This is a genomic window from Brevundimonas aveniformis DSM 17977 (genome assembly GCF_000428765.1).
GTDB classification, from domain to species: domain Bacteria; phylum Pseudomonadota; class Alphaproteobacteria; order Caulobacterales; family Caulobacteraceae; genus Brevundimonas; species Brevundimonas aveniformis.
In genome coordinates, this window is record NZ_AUAO01000006.1 from 46,983 (window position 1) to 71,437 (window position 24,455).

Annotated in this window: 22 protein-coding genes and 1 pseudogene; 7 read left to right on the forward strand and 16 right to left on the reverse strand. The window is 63.9% G+C overall.

Features of this window, described 5'->3' with window-relative positions; genetic code table 11:
• The first annotated feature begins 54 nt into the window (after window positions 1-54).
• The 3 genes from G391_RS0111490 to G391_RS14735 all read left to right on the forward strand — a co-directional run bounded on the left by G391_RS0111490 (window position 55) and on the right by G391_RS14735 (window position 3,545).
• Window positions 55-798: an endonuclease/exonuclease/phosphatase family protein gene (locus G391_RS0111490; protein WP_029087646.1), complete on the forward strand. Its 744-nt coding sequence runs from the start codon at window positions 55-57 to the stop codon at window positions 796-798.
• Between the two features lie 111 nt (window positions 799-909).
• Window positions 910-1,086, forward strand: coding sequence for a hypothetical protein (locus G391_RS15725; RefSeq protein ID WP_169719110.1), 177 nt, complete (start codon window positions 910-912; stop codon window positions 1,084-1,086).
• Between the two features lie 89 nt (window positions 1,087-1,175).
• Window positions 1,176-3,545, forward strand: coding sequence for a coiled-coil domain-containing protein (locus G391_RS14735; protein ID WP_051257345.1), 2,370 nt, complete (start codon window positions 1,176-1,178; stop codon window positions 3,543-3,545).
• On the opposite strand, the gene G391_RS0111505 is transcribed toward G391_RS14735, so the two are convergent.
• The gene (locus tag G391_RS0111505) at window positions 3,542-4,699 is read right to left on the reverse strand and encodes an MFS transporter (protein ID WP_029087647.1); all 1,158 of its coding nucleotides are present in this window, start codon (window positions 4,697-4,699) and stop codon (window positions 3,542-3,544) included. The genes G391_RS14735 and G391_RS0111505 overlap by 4 nt on opposite strands.
• A gap of 105 nt (window positions 4,700-4,804) precedes the next feature.
• Here G391_RS0111505 and pip point away from each other — a divergent pair, with 105 nt between their 5' ends.
• Entirely contained in the window at window positions 4,805-5,776 is a 972-nt protein-coding gene (gene pip, locus G391_RS0111510) for a prolyl aminopeptidase (protein ID WP_029087648.1), read from the forward strand.
• Window positions 5,777-5,787: 11 nt separating this feature from the next.
• Here pip and G391_RS14740 read toward each other — a convergent pair whose 3' ends face one another.
• The 9 genes from G391_RS14740 to G391_RS0111555 form a co-directional block, all read right to left on the reverse strand.
• Complete coding sequence (locus G391_RS14740; protein WP_051257346.1) at window positions 5,788-6,327, reverse strand: DUF6173 family protein; 540 nt, start codon at window positions 6,325-6,327, stop codon at window positions 5,788-5,790.
• A 3-nt stretch (window positions 6,328-6,330) separates the two neighbouring features.
• Entirely contained in the window at window positions 6,331-7,482 is a 1,152-nt protein-coding gene (rodA, locus tag G391_RS0111520; RefSeq protein ID WP_029087649.1) for a rod shape-determining protein RodA, read from the reverse strand.
• Window positions 7,479-9,395 (reverse strand): penicillin-binding protein 2, encoded by a 1,917-nt coding sequence (gene mrdA, locus G391_RS14745; RefSeq protein WP_035304476.1) that lies wholly within the window; start codon window positions 9,393-9,395, stop codon window positions 7,479-7,481. The genes rodA and mrdA overlap by 4 nt, the downstream gene beginning before the upstream one ends.
• On the reverse strand, window positions 9,392-9,928 hold the full coding sequence (locus tag G391_RS0111530) for a hypothetical protein (RefSeq protein WP_051257347.1): 537 nt from the start codon (window positions 9,926-9,928) through the stop codon (window positions 9,392-9,394). The genes mrdA and G391_RS0111530 overlap by 4 nt, the downstream gene beginning before the upstream one ends.
• Window positions 9,925-11,031, reverse strand: a complete 1,107-nt coding sequence (mreC, locus tag G391_RS0111535; protein ID WP_029087651.1) for a rod shape-determining protein MreC — start codon at window positions 11,029-11,031, stop codon at window positions 9,925-9,927. Before mreC ends, G391_RS0111530 begins: the two co-directional genes overlap by 4 nt.
• 47 nt (window positions 11,032-11,078) lie before the next feature.
• Complete coding sequence (locus tag G391_RS0111540) at window positions 11,079-12,122, reverse strand: rod shape-determining protein (RefSeq protein WP_029087652.1); 1,044 nt, start codon at window positions 12,120-12,122, stop codon at window positions 11,079-11,081.
• A gap of 191 nt (window positions 12,123-12,313) precedes the next feature.
• The gene (locus G391_RS0111545; protein WP_029087653.1) at window positions 12,314-12,925 is read right to left on the reverse strand and encodes a glutathione S-transferase family protein; all 612 of its coding nucleotides are present in this window, start codon (window positions 12,923-12,925) and stop codon (window positions 12,314-12,316) included.
• A 47-nt stretch (window positions 12,926-12,972) separates the two neighbouring features.
• A complete protein-coding gene (locus G391_RS0111550; RefSeq protein WP_029087654.1) occupies window positions 12,973-13,722 on the reverse strand; it encodes a TVP38/TMEM64 family protein in 750 nt (249 codons plus the stop codon).
• 59 nt (window positions 13,723-13,781) lie between these two features.
• On the reverse strand, window positions 13,782-14,180 hold the full coding sequence (locus G391_RS0111555; protein WP_029087655.1) for a hypothetical protein: 399 nt from the start codon (window positions 14,178-14,180) through the stop codon (window positions 13,782-13,784).
• Window positions 14,181-14,268: 88 nt separating this feature from the next.
• On the opposite strand from G391_RS0111555, the gene G391_RS0111560 reads away from it, so the two are divergent.
• A complete protein-coding gene (locus G391_RS0111560) occupies window positions 14,269-15,486 on the forward strand; it encodes a pyridoxal phosphate-dependent aminotransferase (protein ID WP_029087656.1) in 1,218 nt (405 codons plus the stop codon).
• A gap of 6 nt (window positions 15,487-15,492) precedes the next feature.
• Window positions 15,493-16,512 (forward strand): glycosyltransferase family 4 protein, encoded by a 1,020-nt coding sequence (locus G391_RS14750; RefSeq protein WP_035304453.1) that lies wholly within the window; start codon window positions 15,493-15,495, stop codon window positions 16,510-16,512.
• Here the strand turns inward: G391_RS14750 and G391_RS0111570 are convergent.
• Window positions 16,505-17,530, reverse strand: coding sequence for a polyprenyl synthetase family protein (locus tag G391_RS0111570; RefSeq protein WP_051257348.1), 1,026 nt, complete (start codon window positions 17,528-17,530; stop codon window positions 16,505-16,507). The genes G391_RS14750 and G391_RS0111570 overlap by 8 nt on opposite strands.
• 54 nt (window positions 17,531-17,584) lie before the next feature.
• Between G391_RS0111570 and G391_RS0111575 the strand changes: the two genes are divergently transcribed.
• Window positions 17,585-18,328, forward strand: a complete 744-nt coding sequence (locus G391_RS0111575) for a tRNA1(Val) (adenine(37)-N6)-methyltransferase (RefSeq protein WP_029087658.1) — start codon at window positions 17,585-17,587, stop codon at window positions 18,326-18,328.
• Between the two features lie 18 nt (window positions 18,329-18,346).
• On the opposite strand, the gene mmsB is transcribed toward G391_RS0111575, so the two are convergent.
• From mmsB to G391_RS15865, 5 genes and pseudogenes are all read right to left on the reverse strand, one after another.
• The gene (mmsB, locus tag G391_RS0111580; protein WP_029087659.1) at window positions 18,347-19,246 is read right to left on the reverse strand and encodes a 3-hydroxyisobutyrate dehydrogenase; all 900 of its coding nucleotides are present in this window, start codon (window positions 19,244-19,246) and stop codon (window positions 18,347-18,349) included.
• A 249-nt stretch (window positions 19,247-19,495) separates the two neighbouring features.
• Window positions 19,496-20,998, reverse strand: coding sequence for a hypothetical protein (locus G391_RS15655; protein WP_156893946.1), 1,503 nt, complete (start codon window positions 20,996-20,998; stop codon window positions 19,496-19,498).
• Window positions 20,999-21,080: 82 nt separating this feature from the next.
• Complete coding sequence (locus G391_RS0111590; protein ID WP_029087660.1) at window positions 21,081-22,553, reverse strand: phospholipase D-like domain-containing protein; 1,473 nt, start codon at window positions 22,551-22,553, stop codon at window positions 21,081-21,083.
• 101 nt (window positions 22,554-22,654) lie between these two features.
• Window positions 22,655-23,704, reverse strand: coding sequence for an enoyl-CoA hydratase/isomerase family protein (locus tag G391_RS0111595; protein WP_029087661.1), 1,050 nt, complete (start codon window positions 23,702-23,704; stop codon window positions 22,655-22,657).
• A 45-nt stretch (window positions 23,705-23,749) separates the two neighbouring features.
• A pseudogene (locus G391_RS15865) lies at window positions 23,750-24,454 on the reverse strand (DUF4386 domain-containing protein).
• Window position 24,455: the final 1 nt, after the last annotated feature.

The window sequence follows — 24,455 nt, forward strand, 5'->3', positions numbered from 1 at the left end:
CTTGCTCTTCTCGGCCTCGTTTTTGCCTTCGCGGCGGCTAGTCTCCGGCGAGCCATGCCCCGCATCCTCACCTACAATGTCCATCGGTGTGTTGGCGTTGACCGCCGGCTCGACGTCGAGCGCATTGCTGACGTCATCGCCGAATTTGAGCCGGATATTGTCTGCCTGCAGGAATTGGACGTCGGGCGCGCGCGAACCGGTCATGTGGATCAGGCCCACACGCTGGCCTCGCTGCTCGGCATGCGCTCGCATTTTCACCCGGCCCTTCAGGTCGAGGAAGAACTCTACGGTGATGCCATCCTGACGGCCCTGCCGGAACGCCGGATCAAGGCGTCCGCCCTGCCGACTGTCTCAGGCATTCCGGGTCTTGAGCCGCGTGGAGCCGTCTGGATTGAAGTCATGATCGACGGCGTCCCCCTCCAGGTCATCAACACCCACCTGGGTCTGGTCCCGCAGGAGCAGCGCCGTCAGGCCCAGGCCCTGGCCGGGCCTGACTGGCTGGCGCATCCCCAATGCCGAGGTGCCACCGTACTCGTCGGGGACCTGAACTGTACCTCCATCTCGAGGCCCTACGGTGTGTTGGCAGCGCGGCTAGCTGACGCACAGCGACGGGCGAGCCTCCCGCGCACCATCAAGACCTTCCCATCTGCGCTGCCGACCCTCCGCATCGACCATTGTTTCGTCAGCGAGGGCATCTCCATTCGGTCGATTCAGGCCCCCTTCCACCCTCTGGCCCGGATGGCATCAGACCACCTTCCGCTTGTAGTGGATTTTGATCTGAATTCTGCATCAGGCTGAGGCTTGGGGACGGTGCGTCAAATCGCACGCCGCGCTCAGGTCGAACGATGTTGCCTCAGGGTTCGGATGGGCTCATAAGCACGCAGGGCTCGAGCAATAGGGGGAGCAAGAATGCAGTCATTCATTGAGTTCCTCATTGGCCTGATGGCGATTCTGATCACCGCCATCCTGTCCCAATTGGGTATGGATCCTGAGCCCCGGCGTGAATCCCCTCGGGAAATCCATCGAACCTCGGATTGCGGTGAACCTGCTGTCCTGTCGATTTCCACCGCGAATCAGGACTGCTGACGCCAAGGCGGCTTTGAACGCGCGCCCTTACCGGTTAATGGTTCCTTTCGGTGCCGGTAGATTCATCGGCACCGGACCAGGGGCCGAAAATGAAGTCACGATCCAGATCGTCGAGCAAGACTGCGCAGCGCGAGCAGATCGCCGAGGTCGCTGTCGCCCAGTTGGTCGAGGAAACGGAGAACACCGCCCTCGTCGCTGAACAGACCACCGACGAACCGGCTGCCGTGACCGAGGGCGTGCCCACGATGGCCGCGCCCAATCTTCCGACCCCCGCCTCCGTCCGCAACCAGGATGCCCGTGCCGCCTACCCGCTTGCCATTATCGCTGCCCTCCTCTGGATCGGCGGCGTGGCGTCCTATGCGGCCTATCAGGTCGGCGGAGGCCAGCTTCAACTAGACCCAGCCACAGGCGCGCTCTTGACACTCGTTGCGCTGGCGCCGGCCGGCCTCGTTCTCGTGGTCGCCTATCTCATGCGCCAGGCTGCCGCGCTGGCTGCCGAGGTGCGTCGCGCTCGCTCCATGGCGGATCGATTAGGCCTACCGACCGGCGTAGCGGCCCACGAGTCCGACCAAGTCCTGCTCGGGCTGAGTGCAGGCATCGACAGATCGGCCCTGGCCGCCGAGACGGCTCGGACGGAACTGGCCGCCCTGCGTGCCGCCATGGAAGAAGAGACGCGCCGTCTCAATGAAGCCGCCGATCTCGCCCAGCGCACGGCGCGACGACTGGCCGAGCAGCTTTCGCGCGAGCGCGAGGGCATGACCGAGCTGGGGTCACGCCTGGAAGCCCAGACCCAGGGCGTCATCGAAACAGTCGAGCGCCAGGCCCAGATGGTGGCGGACGCTTCAGATCTGGCCCAGACCCAGTTGCGTGAGGCAGAGGCCACTCTGGCTGCCCGCGCCGCTGACATGGCCAATGCTGCCGGTGGTGCCCAGGATGCGGCTCGCGCCGCCGCAGATGACCTGGCACGCCAGACCATGCGCCTTGAAACGGCAGGTTCAGGGGTGGCCGACCAGATTCGCTCGGTTGAGGAAGGCTTGTCCGAACAACGGGCCGCCCTCGTCCAGGCCGCCTTTGGTCTTCGTCGCGACCAGGAGGACTTTGCCGCTCAGGTCGAGTCCCAGCGGGCGCAGCTAACGGAAACCCTGAGCAACACCCGCGCCACTAGTTCGGAAATGAGCGATAATTCAACGCGCAGTGTGACAGCTCTTCAGGATTTGCTCGAAGCGGCGACAGATCAGGTCAAGGCGCTCGCCGACATGAGCCAGAACGAAGCCCGCGCTTTCGACGCTCGCACCCGCGAAGCCCTCGACCGCTTCGAGGATCTGGCCGCCCAGGCCCGTGAGAATGCCATCCAGGAGAGCGAGCGTACGCTCGCCGACCTGCAGACGGCCCTTGAAGGTGCCCGCGCATCGACCGAAACGGCCGTGACAGATGCTCAAGTACGGCTGGATAGCTTGGGCGAGATGGCCTTCGAAGTGGGCCGTGCTGCGGATCAAGCTGCCGATACACGCCTGGCCGCTGCCCGTCGCATGGTGGAAGAAACGGCCAACCTCGGCGAAGAAGCCGCCAAGCGGATCACCGAACGGCTAGAAGAAAATCTCATGGAAGTTCGCGCCGCCCTGGCCCACGTCGAGGATGCCATCCGTCAGATCGACGAACGGGCCGCCCGGCTGCCGGAGGAAACCAAGTCACGGGTCGATGAGGTGAAATCCGCCGTCGAGGCCAGCCTTGAGACTCTGACTGAGGCCTCGCGCCGCGCCGCCGCAGAAACGGAAGCTGCGGACGCTGCCTTCCATGAGCGGGTGAAGCGCAACTACGAGATGCTCTCCGAAGCCGTTCAGCTGATGGGCGTCGTCTCGGGCGAAGGCCCGGCACCGGTTCGCCGGCCAGCTGCGAGCCCGGCCGCCCTCGACGACGCCCCGCTTCGCGGGCCCCTCCGGTTGACGCCAACGTCGCGTGACGAAGAGGTCCGCAAGACCTTCGAACCGGTCGTCGAGACACCGCAACCGGCCACCGACCGGATGTCCTGGAAAGAACTTCTGGCGGGCACCGACACGGCGGGCTTTGACGATGATGAGGTTGGCACCGTCGCACACCCGTCGGCCGACATTCTTTATGCCGACCTGACCGGCGGCATCCGAGAAATGGGCATCGACCCGGCGGCTCTGCTGCCGCGCACGCGGGTCGAAGAAGCGGCCAAGGCTCGCGATGCCGGTGACACGGCCCGCGCCCGCGACATCGTTCGCCGCGTGGCACCTGCGGCTGTCCGACGGATTTCGCGCCGCGTGATGACCGATCGCCAGATGCGTCAGGATGTCGACCAATTCGTCAGCGGCTATGCGGCTGTCCTGGCGGATGCCCGCAATCGCCCGGACAGTCAGGGACCCGGTCAGCTTCTGGCAACCGATGCCGGGCGGACGTTCCTGTTGCTCGACGCCGCCGTTGGCGACCTGTCCTAGGACACCGCCACGCGTCGCCGTACGGTGATCACCAGCCCCAGCCCCAGTGCCGCAAGCCCGCTCATCGCCAGGTATCCACCCGGGCCGTACAGATCATACAGCGGGCCCGAAACAACGGTCGCCAGCCCGATCAAGAGACCAGCCGACAGGCTGGAATAGATCATCTGGGCGGCTGTCGCCTTGTCGATGGGTGCCAGCCGTTCGATCAGCTGCATGGCGGCCAGATAGACGGCTGCGAAACTTAAGGCATGCAATGCCTGCAACGGCCAAAGCCAGGCCAGCGGCGGCTCCATCGCCAGGGCCAGCCAACGAATGATGGCCGCCCCTGCCCCTAGGATCAGAACCGGAATCGGCCCGACGCCGAGCCGACGCCGCCAGGGCTCCACCCCCCACATGAGGGCCACCTCGACCACGACGCTGAATCCCCATAGCAGACCGACATCACGGGTCGATATCCCTTCTGCACGCCAGATAATGCTGGAAAACCCATAGTAGAACGCATGCGAGGCCTGGATAAGGCTGATAGCCACGACGACGGTCATGAACCGGCGCTCCGACATCAGGTACCCCAGCCCGGCAAGCCGGGGGCCGGCTTCAACCGCGTCATTCTCCTGAACCGGTTCGGCTGGAGCCAGGAGAGCGGCGGCGGCCAGCAGGACGCTGGCCAGGACGACCCACAGGACAATCTGATCCACATCGCCGGAACGCAGAAGCACGCCCATCGTGACATTGGCCACGATGAAGGCCACCGACCCCACGCCTCGGGGGACGGAAAAGACAAACCCGTCGCGCCGAGCGAGCTTGAGTGTCAGGGCATCGCTGAGTGGGATCAGTGACGCCGCCGCCGTCGCCGCGACAAACCACAGCACCAGCCACAGGGCAAAGCCGTCGACCAGCGCGCACGCCCCATAGGCAACCGCCGCTATAAGCGCGAGCCAACTGATGGCCGTCCGACGAAGCTGAAAGCTGTCGGCCCAGACCGCCACCAACGGGCCGGTAAACGCCCGCGCCAGCATCGGGGCCGCCAGGATCACGGAAATCTCCGACCCGCTCAGCCCCTGGCCTTCAAACCATAGTCCCGCATAGGGCAGGCTCACCCCCGTCGCCGCAAAGATCAGGGCATAGATAAGGGCGCTGGCGGTGCTGGATCGCATGACCCCGCCTTAGCACGACATGAGCGTGGCGAAACGCCGAAGTCATTGGCGTCGTTTCCGTTTTGAGGGTTGACGTACACGTCAACTCACGGTCCACACAGGGGCATGCAAACCGATCTGTCGAGCCCGCGTCGGGGCCTCTACCCCGAAATCGATTCCTACGCCTCCGGCATGATGCCCACGGGCGGCATCCACCAGATCTACTGGGAGGCCTCAGGCAATCCCCGCGGCAAGCCAATGCTGGTTCTCCACGGCGGACCCGGCGGCGCGACGAACCCGGGCATGCGACGCTACTTCGACCCGTCGAAGTGGAACATCTTCATGTTTGACCAGCGCGGCTGCGGGCACTCCACGCCCAATGCCGTGCTGGAAGACAATGATACCTGGAAGCTGATCGAGGATATCGAGCGGCTGCGCGAAAAGGCCGGCGTCGACAAATGGACCGTCTTTGGCGGTTCGTGGGGCTCGACCCTGGCCCTGGCTTACGCCATCACGCATCCGGAACGCGTCGAGGGCCTGATCCTTCGCGGTATCTTCCTGCTGACCCCCCCCGAGCTTCACTGGTTTTATCAGCACGGAGCCTCTGAGATTTACCCAGACGCCTGGGAGCGATTCCTGGCCCCCATTCCACCGGCGGAACGTGGCGACCTGATGGGAGCCTATTGCAAACGCCTGATGGGCGAGGACGTCGGAGAGCGCCGTCGATGCGCTGTCGCCTGGTCGAGCTGGGAAGGCGAGACCGTCAGCGCCCAGGGCCCTGGCTCACGTCCCGACAAATTCGCCGACCCGGATTTCGCCGTCGCCTTTGCGCGCATCGAGAACTGGTACTTCACCAACAAGGGCTTCCTGGAAGATCCGAATTGGATTGTGAATTCCGTCGACCGCATTCGGCACATTCCGGCCTGGATCGTTCAGGGGCGTTTCGATGTCGTCACCCCCATGTCCGGGGCCTGGTCGCTGCATCGGGCCTGGCCCGAGGCCCGCTTTGAGGTGATCGGCGATGCCGGCCATGCCTCGACCGAGCCCGGCATCATCGATGGGCTGGTACGCGCTACGGATGCCGCGGCGGGCCTGTAGCTGCCGCCGACCTAGTCAGAAGTTTCCGGGCTCCTGTCGGCCTGCGTTTTTTCGACGCGCTCCTGAAGGGCAAACCCGATGCGGCGCGGCGGCTCTTCCGGCTTTTGTTTGGGAACGGCGCTAAGCAGTACATTGACCTGCGTATAGTGCTGAACCAACCGGATCGGGCGGCCGACACTGTTGACGCCCATGAACAGGATGAAGTCCGGTCCCCAAAAGCCCAGGTCGCGAATGGCGAAGGCCGCATCGCCGGGCCCGTTGGCCATCAAGGCTCCGATCTCGCTGTTCTCATCCAGCTGTTTTTCGAAGTCCTGGATCAGGCGCGACAGGCGCACAAACGCCCACTCGGCCGGATTCTCGCGCATCCGAAGCCCCTCCGCCAGCCCCGCAGCATCTTCATGCGTCGTCCAGGCGGTGATTGGTTGAGGGCAGTCCTCAATACCCGGCGGGCAAGGGGCTTCGGTCGTAGCCGCCGCCGCCGATGGGGCGTCAATTAGATCGGCCTGCGCGCCGGCGAGAAGCGTGGTGGTGGGTTTCTGATTATCCGTCATTCGTCAGATAACGCCTCGGCTCTTGGGCAGTTCAAGATAGCGGTGCACCCGCACGCTCTGGATCAAGCCAAAGCCGATCATCACCGTCAGCATGACGGTCCCCCCATAGGAAAGCAGCGGCATGGGTACGCCGACGACCGGGGCCAGACCCATGACCATGGCCCCGTTGATCAGGACATACAGGGCGAAGGTCGCCGTCACCCCTGCGGCTGCCAGGCGACCGAAGTGATTGTGGCTGAGACTGGCGATCCTGAGAGAGATGGCGATGATGGCTCCATAGATGGCCAGGATGAAAAAGGCCCCCAGGAACCCGAACTCTTCAGCCAGGGTCGGAAAGATGAAGTCAGTGTGTTTCTCCGGCAGGAAATTCAGCTGGCTTTGACTGCCGAGCCCATAGCCCTTGCCCAGCAACCCGCCCGAGCCGATGGCGATCTTTGCCTGAGCGATGTGGTAGCCCGCGCCCGACGGATCGGCCTCCGGGTTCAGCAGCACATCGACCCGCGCCCGCTGATAGTCGTGCAGGACGAAGAAATACATCATCGGCGCCACCACCATAATGCCGGCAATGCCGGTCAGAACGATGCGCCAGCTCAGGCCTGCCGCAAACATGATGGCAACGCCGGTAAAGAGGATCAGCAGGCTGGTTCCGAGGTCCGGCTGATGGGCCACAAGAACCACCGGCACGGCAATCATCAGTGCTGGAATTATCAACTTCCAGTGCCATTTGGCCTCTTGTGCTGAGGCCCCGTGGTACCAACGCGCCAAGGCCAGGACGATACCGAGCTTCATGATTTCCGAGGGCTGGAGACTGGTGAATCCAAGATCGAGCCAGCGCGTCGCCCCCATGCGGGTTTCCCCAAACAACTCCACGGCGATCAGCAACAACAGGCCCACGGCATAGAGAGGATAGGCCGCCGCGTACCACCAGCGGATGTCGACCAGCGCCAGGCCGAGCATAACGACAAAAACCGCACCGAACCGGATCAGGTGATTGCCGGCCCACGGAGCCCAGCTTTCGCCGGCCACCGAATAGAGCATCATCGCCCCGGCTCCGCCGATCAGAGCGATCAGCCCGGCCAGGCGCCAGTCAATCTGACCCAGTTTGACAGGAAGACGGTCCCGTTCCCCGGGGCGGCTGATGGCGGAGGCGGTCATGGGGCGACCTCGGGGGCAACATCGGGTTCGGGAACCGGAGGCGCGTTCACGCGGGCCAGCAGTTCCGGGTCCTTGAGAATGAGGGTTCGCATGATCTCGCGTGCCTTGGGTGCCGCAATCGCGCCGCCCGACCGCCCGCCATGCTGAACAACGATCGAGATCGCATAGCGGGGATCATCAATCGGCCCATAGGCAATGAACAGATTGTGGTCACGGTCGGCCCAGTTGCCACCTCGCCCTCGACTGGCGGTCGTATAGTTGCGCACCTGTGCGGTGCCGGTCTTGCCGGCCAGACGCATGTTGCCCAGCCCTAGCTGACTGTTGCGGAAACCTGTCCCTCCCGCATCAGTCACCATTTCCATGCCTTCTTGCAGAACACGAACCTTGTCGAAATCGTAGCCAAGGGGCTCAAAGGCACCTTGTGCCCGTTCGGCTTCGCCCACCGACCTTACCAGCCGCGGCATGACCTTCTGACGGCCGTTGGCCAACCTCGACACATAGACGGCCAGCTGCAGAGCATTCACCTCGAGATAGCCCTGCCCGATCCCGTAGCTTGGAGATTCGCCGGCGAACCACCTCTGATTTTCGCCCTGAAAATTCTCGCGCTTCCAGGCGCGATCTGGCACCAGACCTCTGCGCTGCCCCCCCAGGCCGATCTCGAAGATCTGGCCGAAGCCCATGTTGCGAGCCACCTCGGCAATCGGGTCCGGTCCCATCTCAACCGCCAGCGTCATGAAATAGACGTTGCAGGAGTTCTTGATGGCGTTGCGCATGTCCTGCGGTCCATGCCTTCCGGTACAGGCAAAACGACGACCGAGATAATAGCCCCCATTGCAGACGATGATGCGGTTCGGATCCCCTCCCCGCAGCATATTGGCCATTCCGACGACGGGCTTAAACGTTGAGCCTGGCGCGTAGGTACCTCCGACCGCCTTGTCCAGAAGCGGGTTGCGCTCATAGTCGGCCCAGGCGCGGTAGATCACGCTCGGCACACCGGACACGAACAGGTTGGGGTCGAACGACGGGGCCGAGGCCATACACAGGATGTCTCCGGTGCGGCAATCCATGGCCACGACTGCGCCCGACTCTTCCTCGAAGACTTCCAGTGCCCGGTTCTGGGCATCTGCATCCAGCGTCAGAACGACTTCTGCGCCCGGCGTGGCGGCACGCGAACCATCCGCGTCTTCGCCCCGAACGCGACCCTCGGCATCAACCTCAACGCGCTGATAACCCGGACGCCCACGTAGCTCCTTGTCCAGCGACCGCTCGACGCCCTGCCGCCCAATACGGAAGCCGGGGTGATAGAAGATGGCCGGCGGCTCCTCGCCTTCCTCTCGCACGGCCTCGACGTCGCGGTCCGACACCTTGGCCACATAGCCGACCGTGTGGGCAAAGCTGCCACCGAACGGATAGAAACGGACCTCGTCCATGGTCGCCAGAACACCGGGCAACTCGTTCACGAACAGACTGACGCGCGCGAACTCCTCCCAGGTCAGGTCGGTCTTGACCGGAACCGGTACGAAACGCGGCGCGGCATTGACCTCACGGATGATGCGGCGGCGGCGCTCGGCAGTCTCCGGCAATAGCCGTGCGATCAGATCCAGCGTTGCATCCAGATCCTGAGTCACATCCCGCACCACCGAGACGGAAAAGCTCGGCCGGTTGCCGGCAATCATGACACCGTTGCGATCGGTGATCAGGCCACGCGGCGCGACCTGAAGCCGGTCATTGAACCGGTTCGCCACGGCGGCAGACGCATATCGCCTCTGGTCGATGATCTGGAGGTGCGCCAGGCGCGCGCCCAGCACCCCAAGACCCGTCAGCGCCACGCCGCCCAACAGGAAGGTGCGCCGCAGGAACGAGCCCTGACGCTCATTCACCTCATTGAATTGGATCGGCGACCGGTCGCTCATCGGAACCTCAGGTCCCCATCGTCGAACCGATCAACCAGCCAATTCGCGGCTGGAAATACCAGAATGGTCGGCAAAAACTGGAAGAACAGGGCAATCAAGCTCGGCGGCTGATGCGCCGCCATCGTCGTCACCAAATACACGATGAAGAAGGCTAGCGCCGTCACCCCGGAATACCAGGCAAACAGAAGCCGCGTATCCTGCCCCGCGATAAACGGACGCGACACCAACACCACTGCGTAGGCCGTCAGCAATCCCATCGGCCAAAGCCCGAGACGATTGCCCCAGAACAGGTCCACGATCAGTCCAACAATCAGGAGGGCCACCGGGGCCAGGACGGACGGACGGATCAACGGCCAGGCGAAGGCCAGGACCATTGGCATGACCGGTTCCGGCAGGGTCAGACCGAACACCTTGATGGGCGTGGCCAGGATCAGCGTCGCCGCCAGAACCGCCAAGGCCGGCAAAAGAATCCACTGCTGAGGGCCGACGACCTTGACCGCTGCGGCCCGGCGGGCGGGCGCAACCCGCCTCATTCGGTCGCCCCGTCAGCTGCGGGCGGTTGGGCCGTCTGAGCCGGGGCTTCGCGCGCCGCAGCTGCCTGGGCGGCGGCCTGACGCGCACGGGTGTCGGCCGCTTCACGCTCACGCGCCTGACGCTCGACTTCGGCGCGGCGTTCAGCCTCAGCGCGCCGGCGACCCTGGGCATCGTCAATGCGGGCGACAACCTCCGGGCTGGGCGGCGGTGCGGTATCAAGTCCTGCAAGCGGAGGGGAATCGAGCGTCGAACCGTCGGCCAACTGTGAGAAATTATCGAACCGCATCACACGCACGAAGTCGATCGCGCCGCGGTCAGAAAACAGCTTCACCCGCCACGAGCCGTCAATGCCCCGGGCGACCACGCCGATCGGCAAGCCGCGCGGCAGCAGGCCGCCGTCGCCCGACGAAAGGATACGGTCGCCGACCTCGACGGAATCATTGCCCCGCACGAACTCCAGCCGCGGGTTCCCCGATCCGTCGCCCCGCATGATGGCCCGCGCATCCGTCCGGTCGACCAGGATGGGAATCTGGCTCGTGACATCCGTGACGAGCAGCACGCGGCTGACAGAGTCCGAGACACCCGTGACACGGCCAACCAGCCCATGTTCATTGATAACCGGATTGCCGACCTCGATGCCTCGATCACGTCCAACGTCAATCAGACGAGCGCGGCGGAACGGTCCCCTCGCCTCCGACACAGACCGGGCGCTGACCAGCGGGACGTCCGGTTCAACCCGAATGCCCAATAGCGCCTCATACTGACTGTTCAAGTTTCGCAAGGCGACGACCGCATCTCGCTCGGCGCGCAGCGACGCCAGTTCCTCGCGCAGCCGCCGGTTCTCGCTTACGGCAAAGAAATAGTCATCGACGTAGTCCGAGATCTGCCCGAGCCAGCGGACGGGGGCGGCAAAGACCCCGCCGACCGGAGCAGCGCCGGCCTCAAAGCCGCTACGCACAGAGGCGTGACCGGGTTCATCGGCTTCGCTGCGATCGCTGAGCAGGAGGAAAATTGCCAGGGCAATGGCAATCACCAGCGCACCGCCTGCGGACCAGCCCAGCGGCACCCTCAAATTCTCAAACGGCGACTCGCGCAGCGACACCGGACAGCTCCCAAACGGGGTGAACAACCCCGCCTACCATGAGTCCCTTAAGGAAGAGACGCGTCCAGAACGCCCTTCATCCAGCGGGGATGCTCCAGCACCCGTCCACATCCGATGGCGACGCACGAAAGCGGATCATCCGCCACCGAAACCGGCAGACCGGTCTGGTCGCGGATCTCATTGTCCAGGCCACGCAGCAGCGCACCGCCGCCCGTCAACATGATGCCCTTGTCGGCAATGTCGGCGGCCAGCTCGGGCGGAGTTGCCTCCAGCGCGACCTTCACGGCCTCGATGATCTGGGCAACCGGCTCGGACAGCGCCTCGGCCGCTTGCCGCTCAGAGATTCGAACCTCGCGGGGCACGCCCTGCATCAGATCGCGGCCCTTGACCTCGATCGACAGGCCTTCGCCGTCGGAAGGTACGCGGGCCGTGCCGATGTCCTTTTTGATGCGCTCGGCCGTCGTTTCGCCAATCAGCAGATTATGGTTGCGGCGCATGTAGCTGATGATGGCCTCATCCATCTTGTCGCCGCCGACGCGCACCGAGCGCGAATAGACGATGCCCGACAGCGACAGTACGGCCACCTCGGTCGTGCCACCGCCGATATCGACGACCATCGAGCCGGTCGGCTCATGGATGGGCAGACCTGCCCCGATCGCCGCCGCCATGGGCTCATCGATGAGGCCGACCCGGCGAGCCGACGCATTCAGGCAGGAATCATTGATTGCACGCCGTTCGACCGCGGTGGCCCCTGACGGCACACACACGATCACCTTCGGGTTCACGAAACCCTTGCGGTTGTGAACCTTGCGAATGAAGTGCTTGATCATCTCCTCGGCGACTTCGAAGTCGGCGATGACGCCATCGCGCATGGGGCGGATTGCCTCCATGTGGCCGGGGGTGCGGCCAAGCATCTGTTTGGCTTCAATGCCGACGGCATGGACGATCTTGCGTCCGCCGACGTTGCGAAGGGCCACAACGGACGGCTCGTTCAGAACAATGCCTTTGCCCTTCATGTAAATCAGGGTGTTGGCTGTGCCGAGGTCGATGGCGATGTCGTTCGAGATGGCGCCGAAGAGCTGGTTGAACATGGAGTGAGGATACCGTTCGTTCGGGTCGAAAAGGGGCGTCTGGTGTCGGCCAGCCTAGGCGATGCCCTGACCGTGCGCGTCCCCACACGCACAGCCGCCTGACGTCTTCGCTTTAGCGGACTAGGGGTCCGTTTGCCCGTATGATGAACGGAATACAAGCCCCTCTCGCAGAAGGATCTGGTGACGCGAGGTCACACCTTCGCGATCCCCTCCTGATCGAACACACGCTGGACCGCCGGACGGGCCTGAACCGCGTCGAGGTGGGCGTTCATACGCGGGAATCCCGCAGGATCCAGAAGACCACCCTGACGGGCCCAGCGTTCAAACACCATCAGGTAAGGATCGGCCGTCGAATAGGCCTCCCCCAACGCCCAGGGCCCGACCAGCAGGTGGTCCTCGACCAGGCGCAGCTTGGCCAAGGTCACATCGCGCTGAGCTGCCTTCTCGGCCTCACCCAGCGGATAGAACAACAGCTTGCCGATGTTGGGATGAACAGACGAACCGAGGAACCCATTGAACGAGGTCAGCTGAGCGGAAGCCCAGGCATCATCGGTCGGCGCAAGGCCCGCCTCGGGATGGGTCGCAGCCAGATAGGCCAGGATCGCGACGTTTTCAGTCAGAGGACCATGCTCGGTCAGGAGCACCGGGGTCGACCCCTTTGGGCTCATGGCCAGGAATTCGGGCCGTTTCTGTTCGCCCGCGTTCAGATTGACCGCCTCCAGCTCATACGGAGCGCCGATTTCCTCAAGGACGATGTGGCCGGCCAGCGAGCACGCGCCGGTCGAATAGTACAGCTTGTTCATTGGAGACTCCTGGATGCGCCTTCTAGGTAGGAGCCGCCGGTGAGCGGTCAAGCACTCGCATCATCGATTTCAAGGCCAGTTTCGACTTCACGTCCGGCGCGGCGGCGACGGATCCACTCCCGCACCGCCAGCATCAGGACCAGCCACAGCGCCGCCGCGCCCGCCAGAAGCACCGAATGCCAGATGCCGTCCCCTTGTACTGCGGAGAAAACCGCGCCACCGAAGAAGGCGACCAGCGCGGTCTTGGGCAAAACGCCGAGCGCGCACCCCGCCAGAAAGGCCCAGAAATTCGCCCGCGTCGCCCCGAACGCCATATTGACCACGATGAACGGTGCCGACGGGACATTGCGGATGACGAAGCTGGCGTAGAAGGCATTGCGCCCGACAAACCGCTTCAGGCGCTCGACCGTGCGGCTTCCCAGCCGGTCCAGCAGGCGCGCCGTGGGGCCCCGCCCCAGCCAGTAGGTGACGCCTGCTGAAATCACCGTCGCCGCCCAGCTGTACCAGAACCCCAGCGATGGCCCGAAAGCGACAACACAGGCGGCAATCAGGATGAACTGGGGGGCCCCAAGAAAGGCCGAAACGACAAACAGCAGCACCGTCACCGCAAAGGCCCAGGGGCTACCCGAATACCCTTGCAGCCAGTGTTCCATCCGGGCCTCGGCTTCGACCCCCAGGCTGGACTTGCCGACCAGGAACATCATGACGACGGCCGCCAGCAGCACCGCAGTCACCGCCGCTGTGCGCCAGCGACGGGAGTCCATTTCGGTCAGGAAAGCGAGGATGCGCGAAAGCATGGTCAGGACTTAGCGCGCCCATGAGGCCTCGCCTAGAGAAACGCGCGCAATCTCTTGCGTCACAACGCTCTGAAAGTCGCCCCGACCTCCATCTCGCCGCTGATGGCAACAGCACAGCTGCGCCCATCATCCAGGGGTTGGCAGCCAATCCAGTCGACCGTCCAGTCGCGTCCAAACACGCCCGCCTGCTGTGCGGTCAAAACGATCGGCGTATTGCGGCGACCGCGTAGCCAGCACTGCCGATAAGGGCCGGGTGTCGTGTCAAAGCGTTGATCGCCGCAGTTCATGGCCGGGTCGGCGCTGACGACCAAATCAGAGGGCGAGTCCGCACCTGCCAAGTTGACCCGCAGCCGATAGTCAAAATAGGAGCCGACCACGATGACATCGGCCACGCGCGTCGGCGCAACCGGATCCTCGATCTGGCCCAACAAGGCTGCCGAGAGGGCAAGAGCAAGCATTTGGAATCGTCCGACTGTTTGAACGGCTCACATTGCGCGTGACAGCTGCGCCGCGTAAACAGCGCCGGCCTTTTATGAGGAAGAATTCATGTCCCAAACGGCTTCGGGCCTGGAATCCGCGACACTCGCAAGGGTCAAGCCGTCTCCAACGCTGGCCGTGACGGCGCGTGCACGCGAACTCAAGCGCGAAGGGCGTGACATCATCGGCCTGGGTGCCGGTGAGCCTGACTTCGACACGCCTGAGAACGTCAAGGAGGCCGCCATCGCGGCTATCCGGCGAGGCGAAACCAAATACACCGATGTCGATGGGATACCTGAACTTAAACAGGCCATTGTCAGCAAATTCAAACGTGAGAACGATCTCGACTACGCAAGCAACCAGATCCATGTGGCCCCGGGCGGAAAGTCCGTCATCTACAATGCCTTCCTAGCCACTTTGTCCGCAGGCGATCAGGTTATCATTCCAGCCCCCTACTGGGTCAGCTATCCCGACATGGTTCTGCTCGCCGGTGGCGAACCGGTCGTGGTCGCCTGCCCCGAAGCCGATGGATTTCGCCTGACGGCGGCGGCCCTGGAAGCTGCCATTACGCCGCGCACGCGGTGGCTACTGATCAACTCGCCGTCCAATCCGACTGGAGCCGCCTATTCAGCTGCCGAGCTCGAAGCCCTGGCTGAGGTTCTACGGCGGTATCCTGACGTCTGGGTGCTAACCGACGACATCTATGAGCACCTGACCTACGGCGACTATCGTTTCGTCACCATCGGCCAGATTGCAGCGGACCTCATGGACCGAATTCTGACGGTGAACGGAGTCTCCAAGGCCTACGCCATGACCGGATGGCGCATCGGCTATGCCGGCGGCCCCAAGCCTCTGATCGACCTCATGCGCAAGGTCGCGGGCCAGACCACGACCAATCCGGCCTCTATCAGCCAGTGGGCCGCGGTTGAAGCGCTCAACGGGCCCCAGGATTTCCTGCCCGAACGCGCGGCGGCGTTTGAACGCCGACGTGACCTCGTCGTATCCATGCTCAACCAGGCCAAGGGCTTGCGCTGCGCTCGCCCGGATGGTGCCTTCTATGTCTATCCGTCGATCGAGGGCTTGATCGGCAAGCGCACGCCAGCCGGCCGCGAGATCACCTCCGATGGCGCCTTCGCCGCCGAGTTGCTCGATGCCGAAGGCGTCGCCGTGGTGCAGGGCGAGGCGTTTGGCCTGTCTCCCTATTTTCGCATCAGCTATGCGACCTCGGACGACCTGCTCGAAGACGCTTGTGGGCGCATCCAACGCTTCTGCGCCAGCCTGGATTGATCCCCAATGATCTGGGCAGTTCTGGCTACCGTCCTTCTGACCGGCATCACCACCGTCATCCTGTCAAAGGTTGGGCCGGTGGATCATCCACGCGATCGCGGCCTAAGCATCTGGTCAACCGCCACGGCGGGAGGGCTGGCAGTCATCGGGGCGGTGATGGCCGGCGTGATGTTGTATGTGGCCGTCGACCTGCCGCCTCCCGGACCGGGCCTGACGGTCTGGCTCCTGCTCGGGGCCTGCATCGTCGGGTTCCTGGGGGCGATTGACGACGTCCTTGATGTACCGGCCTTGCCCAAGCTGATCGTTCAGATCGTCGTCGCTCTTGCCTTTTCCATCCTGGTCGCGCGCGTGGAGGTGTTGCCGCTTGGACCGGGCCTGGACGTCGATTTGGGCCCAATTCTGGGCGTGATCGGCACGACCCTCTGGGTCGTGGTGGTGATGAACGCCTACAACTTCATGGATGGGTCAGACGGCCTGGCCGTCGGCGTTCAATCCATCGGTCTGTTTACGCTGGCGCTGGTCAACCCGGACCGCCCGATCCTGGCTTTCGCCCTCTTGGCGGCCTCCATATCGAACCTGGCCTTCCTCCCGTACAATCATCCTGGAAAGCGTATCTTTCAGGGGGATTGCGGGGCCCTCTTCTCCAGCTTTCTGATTGCCGGGGCTTCGGTGTTACTGGCCACCGGCCCGAATCCGCGCGCGACCATGTATCTCGGGGCCTTCGTCGCCGCTCCCCTGCTGGTCGACGTGCTCCTGACCTTGTTGCGCCGGGCTCTGGCAAGGCGTCCCCTGTTCAAGGCCCATACCGAACACCTCTATCAACGCTGGTTGATTGCAAATGATCGCTCTCCTGGTGCCCTAGCCTGGCGGGTCTGGGTGTTGACAGCGGCGTGCGCCGGCCTCGGCTATGCGGTGAACAGTGTAGCTCCAGACTGGAGCCTCGCGGCCCTGACCGGCTTGATCCTGCTGCTGAGCCTGGGCTGGTACCGTTTGGGGGCCCGGCTGGACAATCCTGACGTCAGCTAGACCGGCTGACGGCGAAGTCCGCTAACTCCAGCAGAGCCGTCTTCCACGGGCCGTCTTCGAAACGGTTCAGTGCAACCTTGGCCGTGTCGGCGTAGGCTCCTGCCAGGTCCAGCGTTGAACCCAACGCTCCGGTCCCGATGACCAGTTCCCGGGCCCGCCGGAAGTCATCGTCCGTCTGTTCGCGTTTGCCGACCGTCCGTGCCCAGAACGCTTCCTCGCGCCCGCGTGTCCGCTGAACTGCGAGCAAAAGCGGCAAGGTCGCCTTGCCTTCACGGAAGTCGTCACCCGCATCCTTCCCCAGAGCATCGCTGGTGCCACCATAGTCGAGGGCATCGTCCGAAAGCTGGAAGGCCAGGCCCAGGTTCTCTCCGTAAACCCGCATCGCCTCGACCTGCTCTGGGGTTCCACCGGAGGCCAGGGCCCCGGATTCAGCGGCAGCCGAAAACAAGGCCGCCGTTTTGGCCGCAATGATCTGGATGTATACCTCTTGCGGCAGATTGAGATCATGCGCTCGCGTCAGCTGCAGGACCTCCCCTTCGGCAATCACGGCAGAGGCATTGGCGAGCAGTCTCAAGGCCGGCATCGACCCGGCATCGACCATTAGGTCAAAGGCACGCGTGAACAGGAAGTCGCCGACCAGGACACTTTGAGCCGAACCCCAGATAAGATGCGCCGCAGCCTTGCCCCTGCGCGTCCTTGACCCATCGACAATATCATCATGCAGAAGCGTGGCCGTATGAATGAACTCGACAGCCGCCGCCAACTTCTGGTGAGCGTCGCCGTCAGCCCCAACCAGCCGGGCCGCCGCCACGGCCACCAGCGGGCGCAGCCGCTTGCCCCCGGCCGCGATTAGGTGCTCTGCCAGGGCTGGAATGACCTCAACATCGCTCTGCATCCGCGCGCGAATTAGCCCATCGATGACCGCCATATCGGTCGCGCCCAATGCGACCAGCGCATCGGCGCTCCCCGAGGGTCTTGCGGCGCGGGCCGTGACAGGGTCCAAACGTAAGCTCCACATATGCCGTTGATTGGAGTGAATCCCATCCCGGCGCTTGCAGCAGGGTCTAGCCGAATGGACCAAGAGGTTAAAGAGGATCGGCTTCTGGATGGTCGCGTGCGTGTCCAACAGCCCACGCGCGGCTATCGCGCCGGCATGGACGCCGCCCTCCTTGCGGCGGCCTGCCCGGTTGGCCCGTCTGATCGCCTGATCGAGGCCGGCAGCGGGGTTGGCGCGGTGTTGCTCCAGATCGCGGCCCGTCGTCCCGGCGCGTCTTTCGTCGGCATCGAACGTACCCAGGCCGCGGTAGACCTCGCGCAGAGAAACATCCTGGCAAACCAGGTGTCCGAGCGAATCGAGGTTCGCTGCGGCGACATCGCCGAGGGGTTTCGTCCACTCGATCTGCCGGTCTTTGACTGGGCGATCAGCAATCCCCCCTTCTTTGACGACGCCAATCGTCTACGGGCACCCGCCCCGGAACGCCGGGATGCCTGGATTGCGGACGACGGCCTGGCGGCCTGGACAACCTTTCTCAGTAAGGCCGTGCGTGAGGGCGGGACCATTGTGATGATCCACCGCGCTGACGCTCTTGCAGAGATCCTCGACCAACTGTCTCCCAAGTCGGGCTCGTTCCAGATCCTGCCCATTCACCCCTTCGCCGATCAACCCGCAAAGCGTGTGATCGTCCGCGCCACCAAGTCGGGCAAGGCCCCGCTCCAAGTCCTGCCCGGTCTGGTGGTGCATGACCATTCAGGTGCCAAGCACACACCTCAGGCCGAAGCCCTCCTTCGCGGGCAGGCCGAAATTAGCTGGCGCTAGGCCGGCTGAACCAAGCCGTTACTTTGGCAATTCATCCAGCTTGCCGCGCAGCATCTGCAGGATGGCCGAGAAGTCCCGTCCACCGTAGCCGAGTCCATTGAACATCTGGAACAGCGCCTCGGTCTGGGCACCCAGCGGCGTGGACGCCCCCGACTTGGCGGCCGCATCCTGGGCCAGCTTGAGGTCTTTCAGCATCATCGCCGCCGCGAAGCCGCCGTCATAGTTCCGGTTCGACGGTGCGGTCGGCACAGGACCTGGCCACGGATAGTAGGTCGTCACCGACCAGCTCTGGCCCGACGACTTGGCCATGATGTCGAACAGCCGGGCCGGATCGAGGTCCAGCTTCTCAGCCAGGGCGATGCCCTCACAGGTCGCCAGCATGGTGATCCCCAGCACCATGTTATTGCAAATCTTGGCGGCCTGCCCCGCCCCATGATCGCCGGCGCGGAACGTGGCGCGGCTCATCGGCTCCAGCGCCGCCTCGATGCGCCCGAACTCGGGCTCGTCGCACCCGACCATGAAGGCCAGGGTCCCGGCGTCTGCCGCCATCGTCCCACCCGACACCGGCGCATCGGCGAAGACATAGCCGGCGTCCCTCGCCAGCCCCGCGACCTTGCGCGCCGTATCGACGTCGATGGTCGAACAGTCCAGCAGCAGGGCCGTCGTCGGCGCCTTGCCGAACACCTCTTCGGCATAGACTTTCAGCACATGCGGTCCGGCGGGCAGCATGGTGATCACCACCTCCGCCCCCTCGACCGCCTCGGCCACCGATGCGACCGGCGTACAGCCGTTGTCTCTGGCGCGCTCGAGCGCCGCCGCACTCAGATCAAAGGCCCGAACATCATGGCCCGCCTTGGCCTGATTGGCGGCCATGCCGGCGCCCATGTTGCCCAGGCCGATGAAGGCGATCTTGCTCATGTGACTCACTCCCGAATACGACGAGGCCCGTCCTACCCCTTCTCATCTCGAGGGAGAAGGTGGCCGCCGAAGACGGAGAGCGAGCACCGCACCTCGCCTCGTCACCCTCAGGCTTGACCCGAAGATCAGACCTTCCGTCGCTCAGCGCAGGCCGGACAAGCCTCTCAACCCCACGTCCGATCCTCGGGTCGCGGCTTCGCCTTGCCCGAGGATGACGATGTCTGCAAGGCCAGGCCGATATCAACCGGCCTAGCTGACGGGACAGTCCTCGCCCGGCTTCTGGAAGACCAGGATGAACTGGCTGGTATGACCCCGGACCGAAGCGTCGAAAACATTGGCAGTCAAAGGGTCATCCGGGTTCTCGAGCAGACTGCTTGCCTGGATCAGGTTGAAGCCCGCTGTTTGCACTTCAGTGATGACAGCCGCCTCGTCGGCACGATGCAGTGAATGGGACATCTCAAATCCCGTCCCAAGGCCTGCGTGGTGGTCGATGACAAAATAGCGGCCACAGGGCCGCAAGGCCCGGAAGACTTCGGCGTTCACCGATGCCGCTGTTGTCGGCGGGAAGGGATTCAGATGGAAGTCATGATAATTCTGGGCGGTGAAAACCAGGTCCAGCGCCCCTTCGGGTAGGTCCAACTCGGCGAACCGGCTGACCTGACCCGAGACATTGTCATAGGCGGCATCGACGGTTTCGAGCTGCGTGCCGTAGTCCGCGTTGAAGGCGACGAACTCACCCGGCTGCCAAGCGTAGACATGACCCGACGGCCCGACCAGATCGGCGAACAGGCGGGTGAAATAGCCACCCCCAACGATCAGATCCGCGACCTGATCGCCGGGATTCACGTCGGCCAGTTCCAGGGTTTCCGCGGCGCGGCGGGCCACATCGCGGGCCCGGTCTTCCTCCGGTCGGCGCTCGTCTGCCAGGGCGTCAATGATCGCAGCGTCGGGTTTCCTGAACAGATAAACGAACTGATCGGTCCGGCCCCGGATGCTGTCGTCAAAGACACTGATGTCCAGGGGGTCATCTGGGTTAGCCAGAACGCGAGTTTCAACCTCAAAGATGAAGCCTGCCTGTTCCACCTCGCGCCGCAGGGACGCCCCTTCGATCCGATGCAGGGTCGCAACTTCGGAATGCCCCGTACCAGGCAGACCCGAGTGATCCAGAATCACATAACGCCCGCCCGGGCGCAGCACGGCGAACACGCGTCGGTTCATTTCGGCCACGTCGACATTGAACCGATCAATGTGGAAGTCGTGGTACTCCTGCCCCATGAAGACGACATCGAGCGGTGCGTCGAAGCTCATCTGGTCCAGCAAGCCGATCACGGGCGTGACGTTGCCGTACTCTGCCTGAAGTCCTTCGGCGAAGCCCTGCTCACGCGACGCGGTCAGGGTCGGCACGAAGGCATAGACCTGGCCCTCCGGCCCAACCACGGGTGCAAACAGGCGGGTGAAATAGCCTTCCTCCGGGCGGATGTCTGCGATCCGCTGACCAGGTTCCAGTCCGATGAAGGTCAGCATTTCGAACGGATGACGCTGGGGGTCGCGCGCCACCTCGGCCTCGGGACGGCGCGGATCGGATATCGCCGCATGATAGGTTGGTGCCAATGACGACCCGTCACTGGCCAGGGCGGCAATGGCCTGGGACGCCGCCTCTGCTGCAGCTCCAACGCTCTGGGGGTCTGGCTGAGGAACCGCCGCTGCACAGCCGCAAAGCGACAGGGCCGTCACAAGAATCCAGCGCGTCATGTCTTACCCCCCAAATCGTGCCGGCACCTTGGCCCCGAACGCCGGCGGGATGCAATCGTTCCTGACCTCGACCGGTGCCGCGTCAGGCGTCGTCCGGGTCGTGATAGTCATCCGGCGCACGGCGGGTGACCTGTTTGACCTCTTCCCGAAGCCGGTGGGACAGCTTACGCCGCTTCCACGGACGCCAGGCATTGGCAGGGTCAGACGGATCGCCGATCTGATAGCGCGCGGTCAGTCGCCCCAACCACCCCGGCCTCTGGCTGCTGATGGGAGCCATGCGCCCTTTGGTGTTGAGCGCGGCGATGGCACCCGCGACCGATCCCGCCGTCTTTTCGGCCTCGGCATATTTCTCGTCGGGCACGCCCAGGAAATGCGCCAGCAGATGGTGTCGGACACCCCGGATGGCCGGATCCGGCTCACGGCGCTCGACGGTGGCGTCGCACTCGGTGTCATAGCCGCAGGAGCGGTTGTTCAGATTGCTGGACCCAACGCGAAGCATCCGGTCGTCGATGATGGTCACCTTGGAATGGACGATGATATTGTCGCCCCCCACGGTCTTCGGATGCCAGGCGGTCATGCGACCATGAACATCCGCTTCCAGCAGGGTATGCAGCACCTCGGCGCGAGCCCCGTCCATGGTCGCGTGGTCGAACCAACTCGGGCTTTCGCCCGTTGAAACGAGCACCACTTCGGGGCCTTCCGGCTCGCCTAGGCGACGGGCAATCGCCGTGGCGATGACCGGTGAGGTGAAATACTGGTTCTCAAGGAAAATCAGATCCCTGGCCTGGGCGATCATGTCGAGGAATAGAGATTCGACGTCCCGCGTCTTGATCGTATGAGACGCCCCGGACACCGTCAGGCTGATGCCCACCGTCGCATCCGTTAGGGTCGGCTTGATCGAGGCGGGCCACGGATCGTAGTCGACCTGGGCGGGCGTGACAGTGTCGCCGGTCACCCATTGCCAGGCATCGCGGGCCAACTGCCCCAGGCCGTCAGCCGCCTCGCCATCGACCATCATCACCACTTCATGTCGCGGTTTGCGAGCCTCTCCCGAGGGCAGAACACGATGAATGTCGAGGTCCAGATGCTGGCTGGTGTCCCAACGGTCCACCGATATGTCGCCGCCTGAAACAAAGGCCAGCTTGTTGTCGATCACTAGAATTTTCTGGTGATGCGCGGCCCCCAATGACAGCGGCTTGACCAGCCGTAGGTCGACGGGATTGGAATTGAACCAGCGGATGGCTCGTTGTGGAAACATGCCTTGCGAGGCGGCAATCGGCAGCGGCGAGTTCCACACCAGAAGCCGGATTTTCAGGTCGGGTTTCGTTCGCGCCAGCCGCCGCATCTGATGGCCGACCTGGCCGGCGGCTCCGTGTGGCGGATTGATCGGGTCCAGTTGCGTGCGTGGGTCGAACTGCCACCCGATCAGCAGGACCGACTTCTCAGCCCGCTCAAGCACCTCCTCAACTACAGAGAAATAGGTGTCATTCTCGACCAGTATGGCGACCCGGTCGGCGTGGGCGATGTGCGAGCAGTTTCGACCGACTTCCAGCATTGTCCCTCGCGGCAGCAATCAGCCCGAGCACGGTGACTACTCGCCAGATCAGTGCGGGCCCACACGCACAAGGTCAATGGATGACGTCTTGAAAACTCGGCCTAATCCAACGGTGTCCAGGCCTCCGCCGCAGGCAACGGGGCGAAGAAGGCGTCGAGCATCGCGTCGGTCACACCTGCCAGCGTCGACGGCCCCCAGTGCGGTGCGTTGTCCTTGTCGACGATGACCGAACGCACGCCCTCCTGGAAGTCATGGGTCTGCACGACCCGCCCTCCCAGCGCATATTCCATAGCCATGACCTCTCCGAAGGTGGCCATCTCCGCGCCGGCTCGCATCTGGCGCAGCGACACCTTCAACGACTGCGGCGACTTGGTTTTCAGCATGGCCAGTTGCGCCTCCGCCCACGAGCTCCCCTCGCCTTCCAGCGCGCTGAAAATCTCTTCGACCGTATCGGAGACGAAGCAGCGGTCGACGGCCTCGCGATGCGGGTCCAGCGGCGATGCGCCCGGATCACGGGCGAAGCGGTCGGCCACCGCCTGTGGCGCCTCGTCCGTCTCGATCAGGGCCAGCTTGAAGGCCTCGATCTGATCCGCTGGGATGAAATGGGTCCCGACCTCCAGCGGCAGGCAATCCGCCGCCTTGATCCGCGCGCCCGTCAGCGCCAGCCAGATCCCGGTCTGCCCCGGCATCCGCGGCAGGAACCAGCCGCCGCCGACATCGGGGAACAGGCCGATGCCCGTCTCAGGCATGGCGTAGAGCGTCCGTTCGGTCACGACCCGGACCGGTGCCGGATCGGAAATCCCGACCCCGCCGCCCATGACGATCCCGTCCATCACCGCCACGATGGGCTTGGGATAGCGGACCATCAGGTCGTTCAGGCGGTATTCGACCAGAAAAAAGGCCTTCGCCTCAACCGCGTCACCCGCCCCGCTCTCGGCGATCATGCGAATGTCGCCGCCCGCGCAAAAGCCGCGCTCGCCGGCGTGATCGATCAATACTGAACGGACATCGTTGTCGTCACGCCAGGCCAGCAGGGCCTCGGTCATGATCTCGCACATCCCCCGGTTCAATGCATTCAGGGCACGCGGTCGATTCAGGGTGATACGGCCTACGCCATTCTGGATGGAGGTGAGCACTTCAGGTTCGGTCATCGGCGGTCGTCTAGGGGAGTCGGCTCGGCTCCGTCCAGCGCCGATTTAGTCGCCCGACGCCAGCCGTCGCCCCGACAGACCTCGTGCTCCCATCACCAGCATCCACGCGCAGATCAGCACCTCGGCCAAACGCGGGGCCTTGAGGAGCTGAGCCACACCTAGGTCGGCATAGTTGTCGATCAGCAAACCACCCAGGAAGTTGGCCACATAACCTACACCCGCCAGGATCAGAAGAAGGCCCAGTACAGACGGTGCAAAGCGAGACCTGATCACCAACCATCCGAAAGGGATGAGCCAAAGGCCCCAGGGGATCGCGAGAAGCCGCATGCCGTTCTAGTAGCTGTTCAACGCCGTCATCACCGCCACCTCGGAGAGCTGTGCCGCATCGCCAGCCAGCATGCGGACAATGTCCAGCAGATGAACAAGGCCCGCGAACCCCAATGGGACGCTCATGGTCGCCAAGGCCACCATGATCATCGCCGTGAACCGCCCGGCTGGGGCCAAGAACCGATGCAAAGCTAACGGCAGTATCAGGAACGCCAAATAGCATATGGCCTCGGCCACGATCGAAAGCTGCAATAGCCGCTCGTGCGAGGCGATGCTTTGAACAATCTCGGCGTCGTTGTTGCCGGCGAAAACCAGGCTGGGTGCATAGCCCAGGCTGAACATTCCCGCGACGACGACTAGATAGATGGCACCCGCCCACCGCGCCTTTGCGTGAGGAGGAGGCTCAAAATCAGACCCGGTCATG

Excerpts from the sequence above, each read along its gene's own strand:
- G391_RS0111490 (WP_029087646.1), top strand. The coding sequence starts at position 55 with ATGCCCCGCATCCTCACCTACAATGTCCATCGGTGTGTTGGCGTTGAC.
- G391_RS15725 (WP_169719110.1), top strand. The coding sequence starts at position 910 with ATGCAGTCATTCATTGAGTTCCTCATTGGCCTGATGGCGATTCTGATC.
- G391_RS14735 (WP_051257345.1), top strand. The coding sequence starts at position 1,176 with ATGAAGTCACGATCCAGATCGTCGAGCAAGACTGCGCAGCGCGAGCAG.
- G391_RS0111505 (WP_029087647.1), bottom strand. The coding sequence starts at position 4,699 with ATGCGATCCAGCACCGCCAGCGCCCTTATCTATGCCCTGATCTTTGCG.
- pip (WP_029087648.1), top strand. The coding sequence starts at position 4,805 with ATGCAAACCGATCTGTCGAGCCCGCGTCGGGGCCTCTACCCCGAAATC.
- G391_RS14740 (WP_051257346.1), bottom strand. The coding sequence starts at position 6,327 with ATGACGGATAATCAGAAACCCACCACCACGCTTCTCGCCGGCGCGCAG.
- rodA (WP_029087649.1), bottom strand. The coding sequence starts at position 7,482 with ATGACCGCCTCCGCCATCAGCCGCCCCGGGGAACGGGACCGTCTTCCT.
- mrdA (WP_035304476.1), bottom strand. The coding sequence starts at position 9,395 with ATGAGCGACCGGTCGCCGATCCAATTCAATGAGGTGAATGAGCGTCAG.
- G391_RS0111530 (WP_051257347.1), bottom strand. The coding sequence starts at position 9,928 with ATGAGGCGGGTTGCGCCCGCCCGCCGGGCCGCAGCGGTCAAGGTCGTC.
- G391_RS0111540 (WP_029087652.1), bottom strand. The coding sequence starts at position 12,122 with ATGTTCAACCAGCTCTTCGGCGCCATCTCGAACGACATCGCCATCGAC.
- G391_RS0111545 (WP_029087653.1), bottom strand. The coding sequence starts at position 12,925 with ATGAACAAGCTGTACTATTCGACCGGCGCGTGCTCGCTGGCCGGCCAC.
- G391_RS0111550 (WP_029087654.1), bottom strand. The coding sequence starts at position 13,722 with ATGCTTTCGCGCATCCTCGCTTTCCTGACCGAAATGGACTCCCGTCGC.
- G391_RS0111555 (WP_029087655.1), bottom strand. The coding sequence starts at position 14,180 with ATGCTTGCTCTTGCCCTCTCGGCAGCCTTGTTGGGCCAGATCGAGGAT.
- G391_RS0111560 (WP_029087656.1), top strand. The coding sequence starts at position 14,269 with ATGTCCCAAACGGCTTCGGGCCTGGAATCCGCGACACTCGCAAGGGTC.
- G391_RS14750 (WP_035304453.1), top strand. The coding sequence starts at position 15,493 with ATGATCTGGGCAGTTCTGGCTACCGTCCTTCTGACCGGCATCACCACC.
- G391_RS0111570 (WP_051257348.1), bottom strand. The coding sequence starts at position 17,530 with ATGTGGAGCTTACGTTTGGACCCTGTCACGGCCCGCGCCGCAAGACCC.
- G391_RS0111575 (WP_029087658.1), top strand. The coding sequence starts at position 17,585 with ATGGACCAAGAGGTTAAAGAGGATCGGCTTCTGGATGGTCGCGTGCGT.
- mmsB (WP_029087659.1), bottom strand. The coding sequence starts at position 19,246 with ATGAGCAAGATCGCCTTCATCGGCCTGGGCAACATGGGCGCCGGCATG.
- G391_RS15655 (WP_156893946.1), bottom strand. The coding sequence starts at position 20,998 with ATGACGCGCTGGATTCTTGTGACGGCCCTGTCGCTTTGCGGCTGTGCA.
- G391_RS0111590 (WP_029087660.1), bottom strand. The coding sequence starts at position 22,553 with ATGCTGGAAGTCGGTCGAAACTGCTCGCACATCGCCCACGCCGACCGG.
- G391_RS0111595 (WP_029087661.1), bottom strand. The coding sequence starts at position 23,704 with ATGACCGAACCTGAAGTGCTCACCTCCATCCAGAATGGCGTAGGCCGT.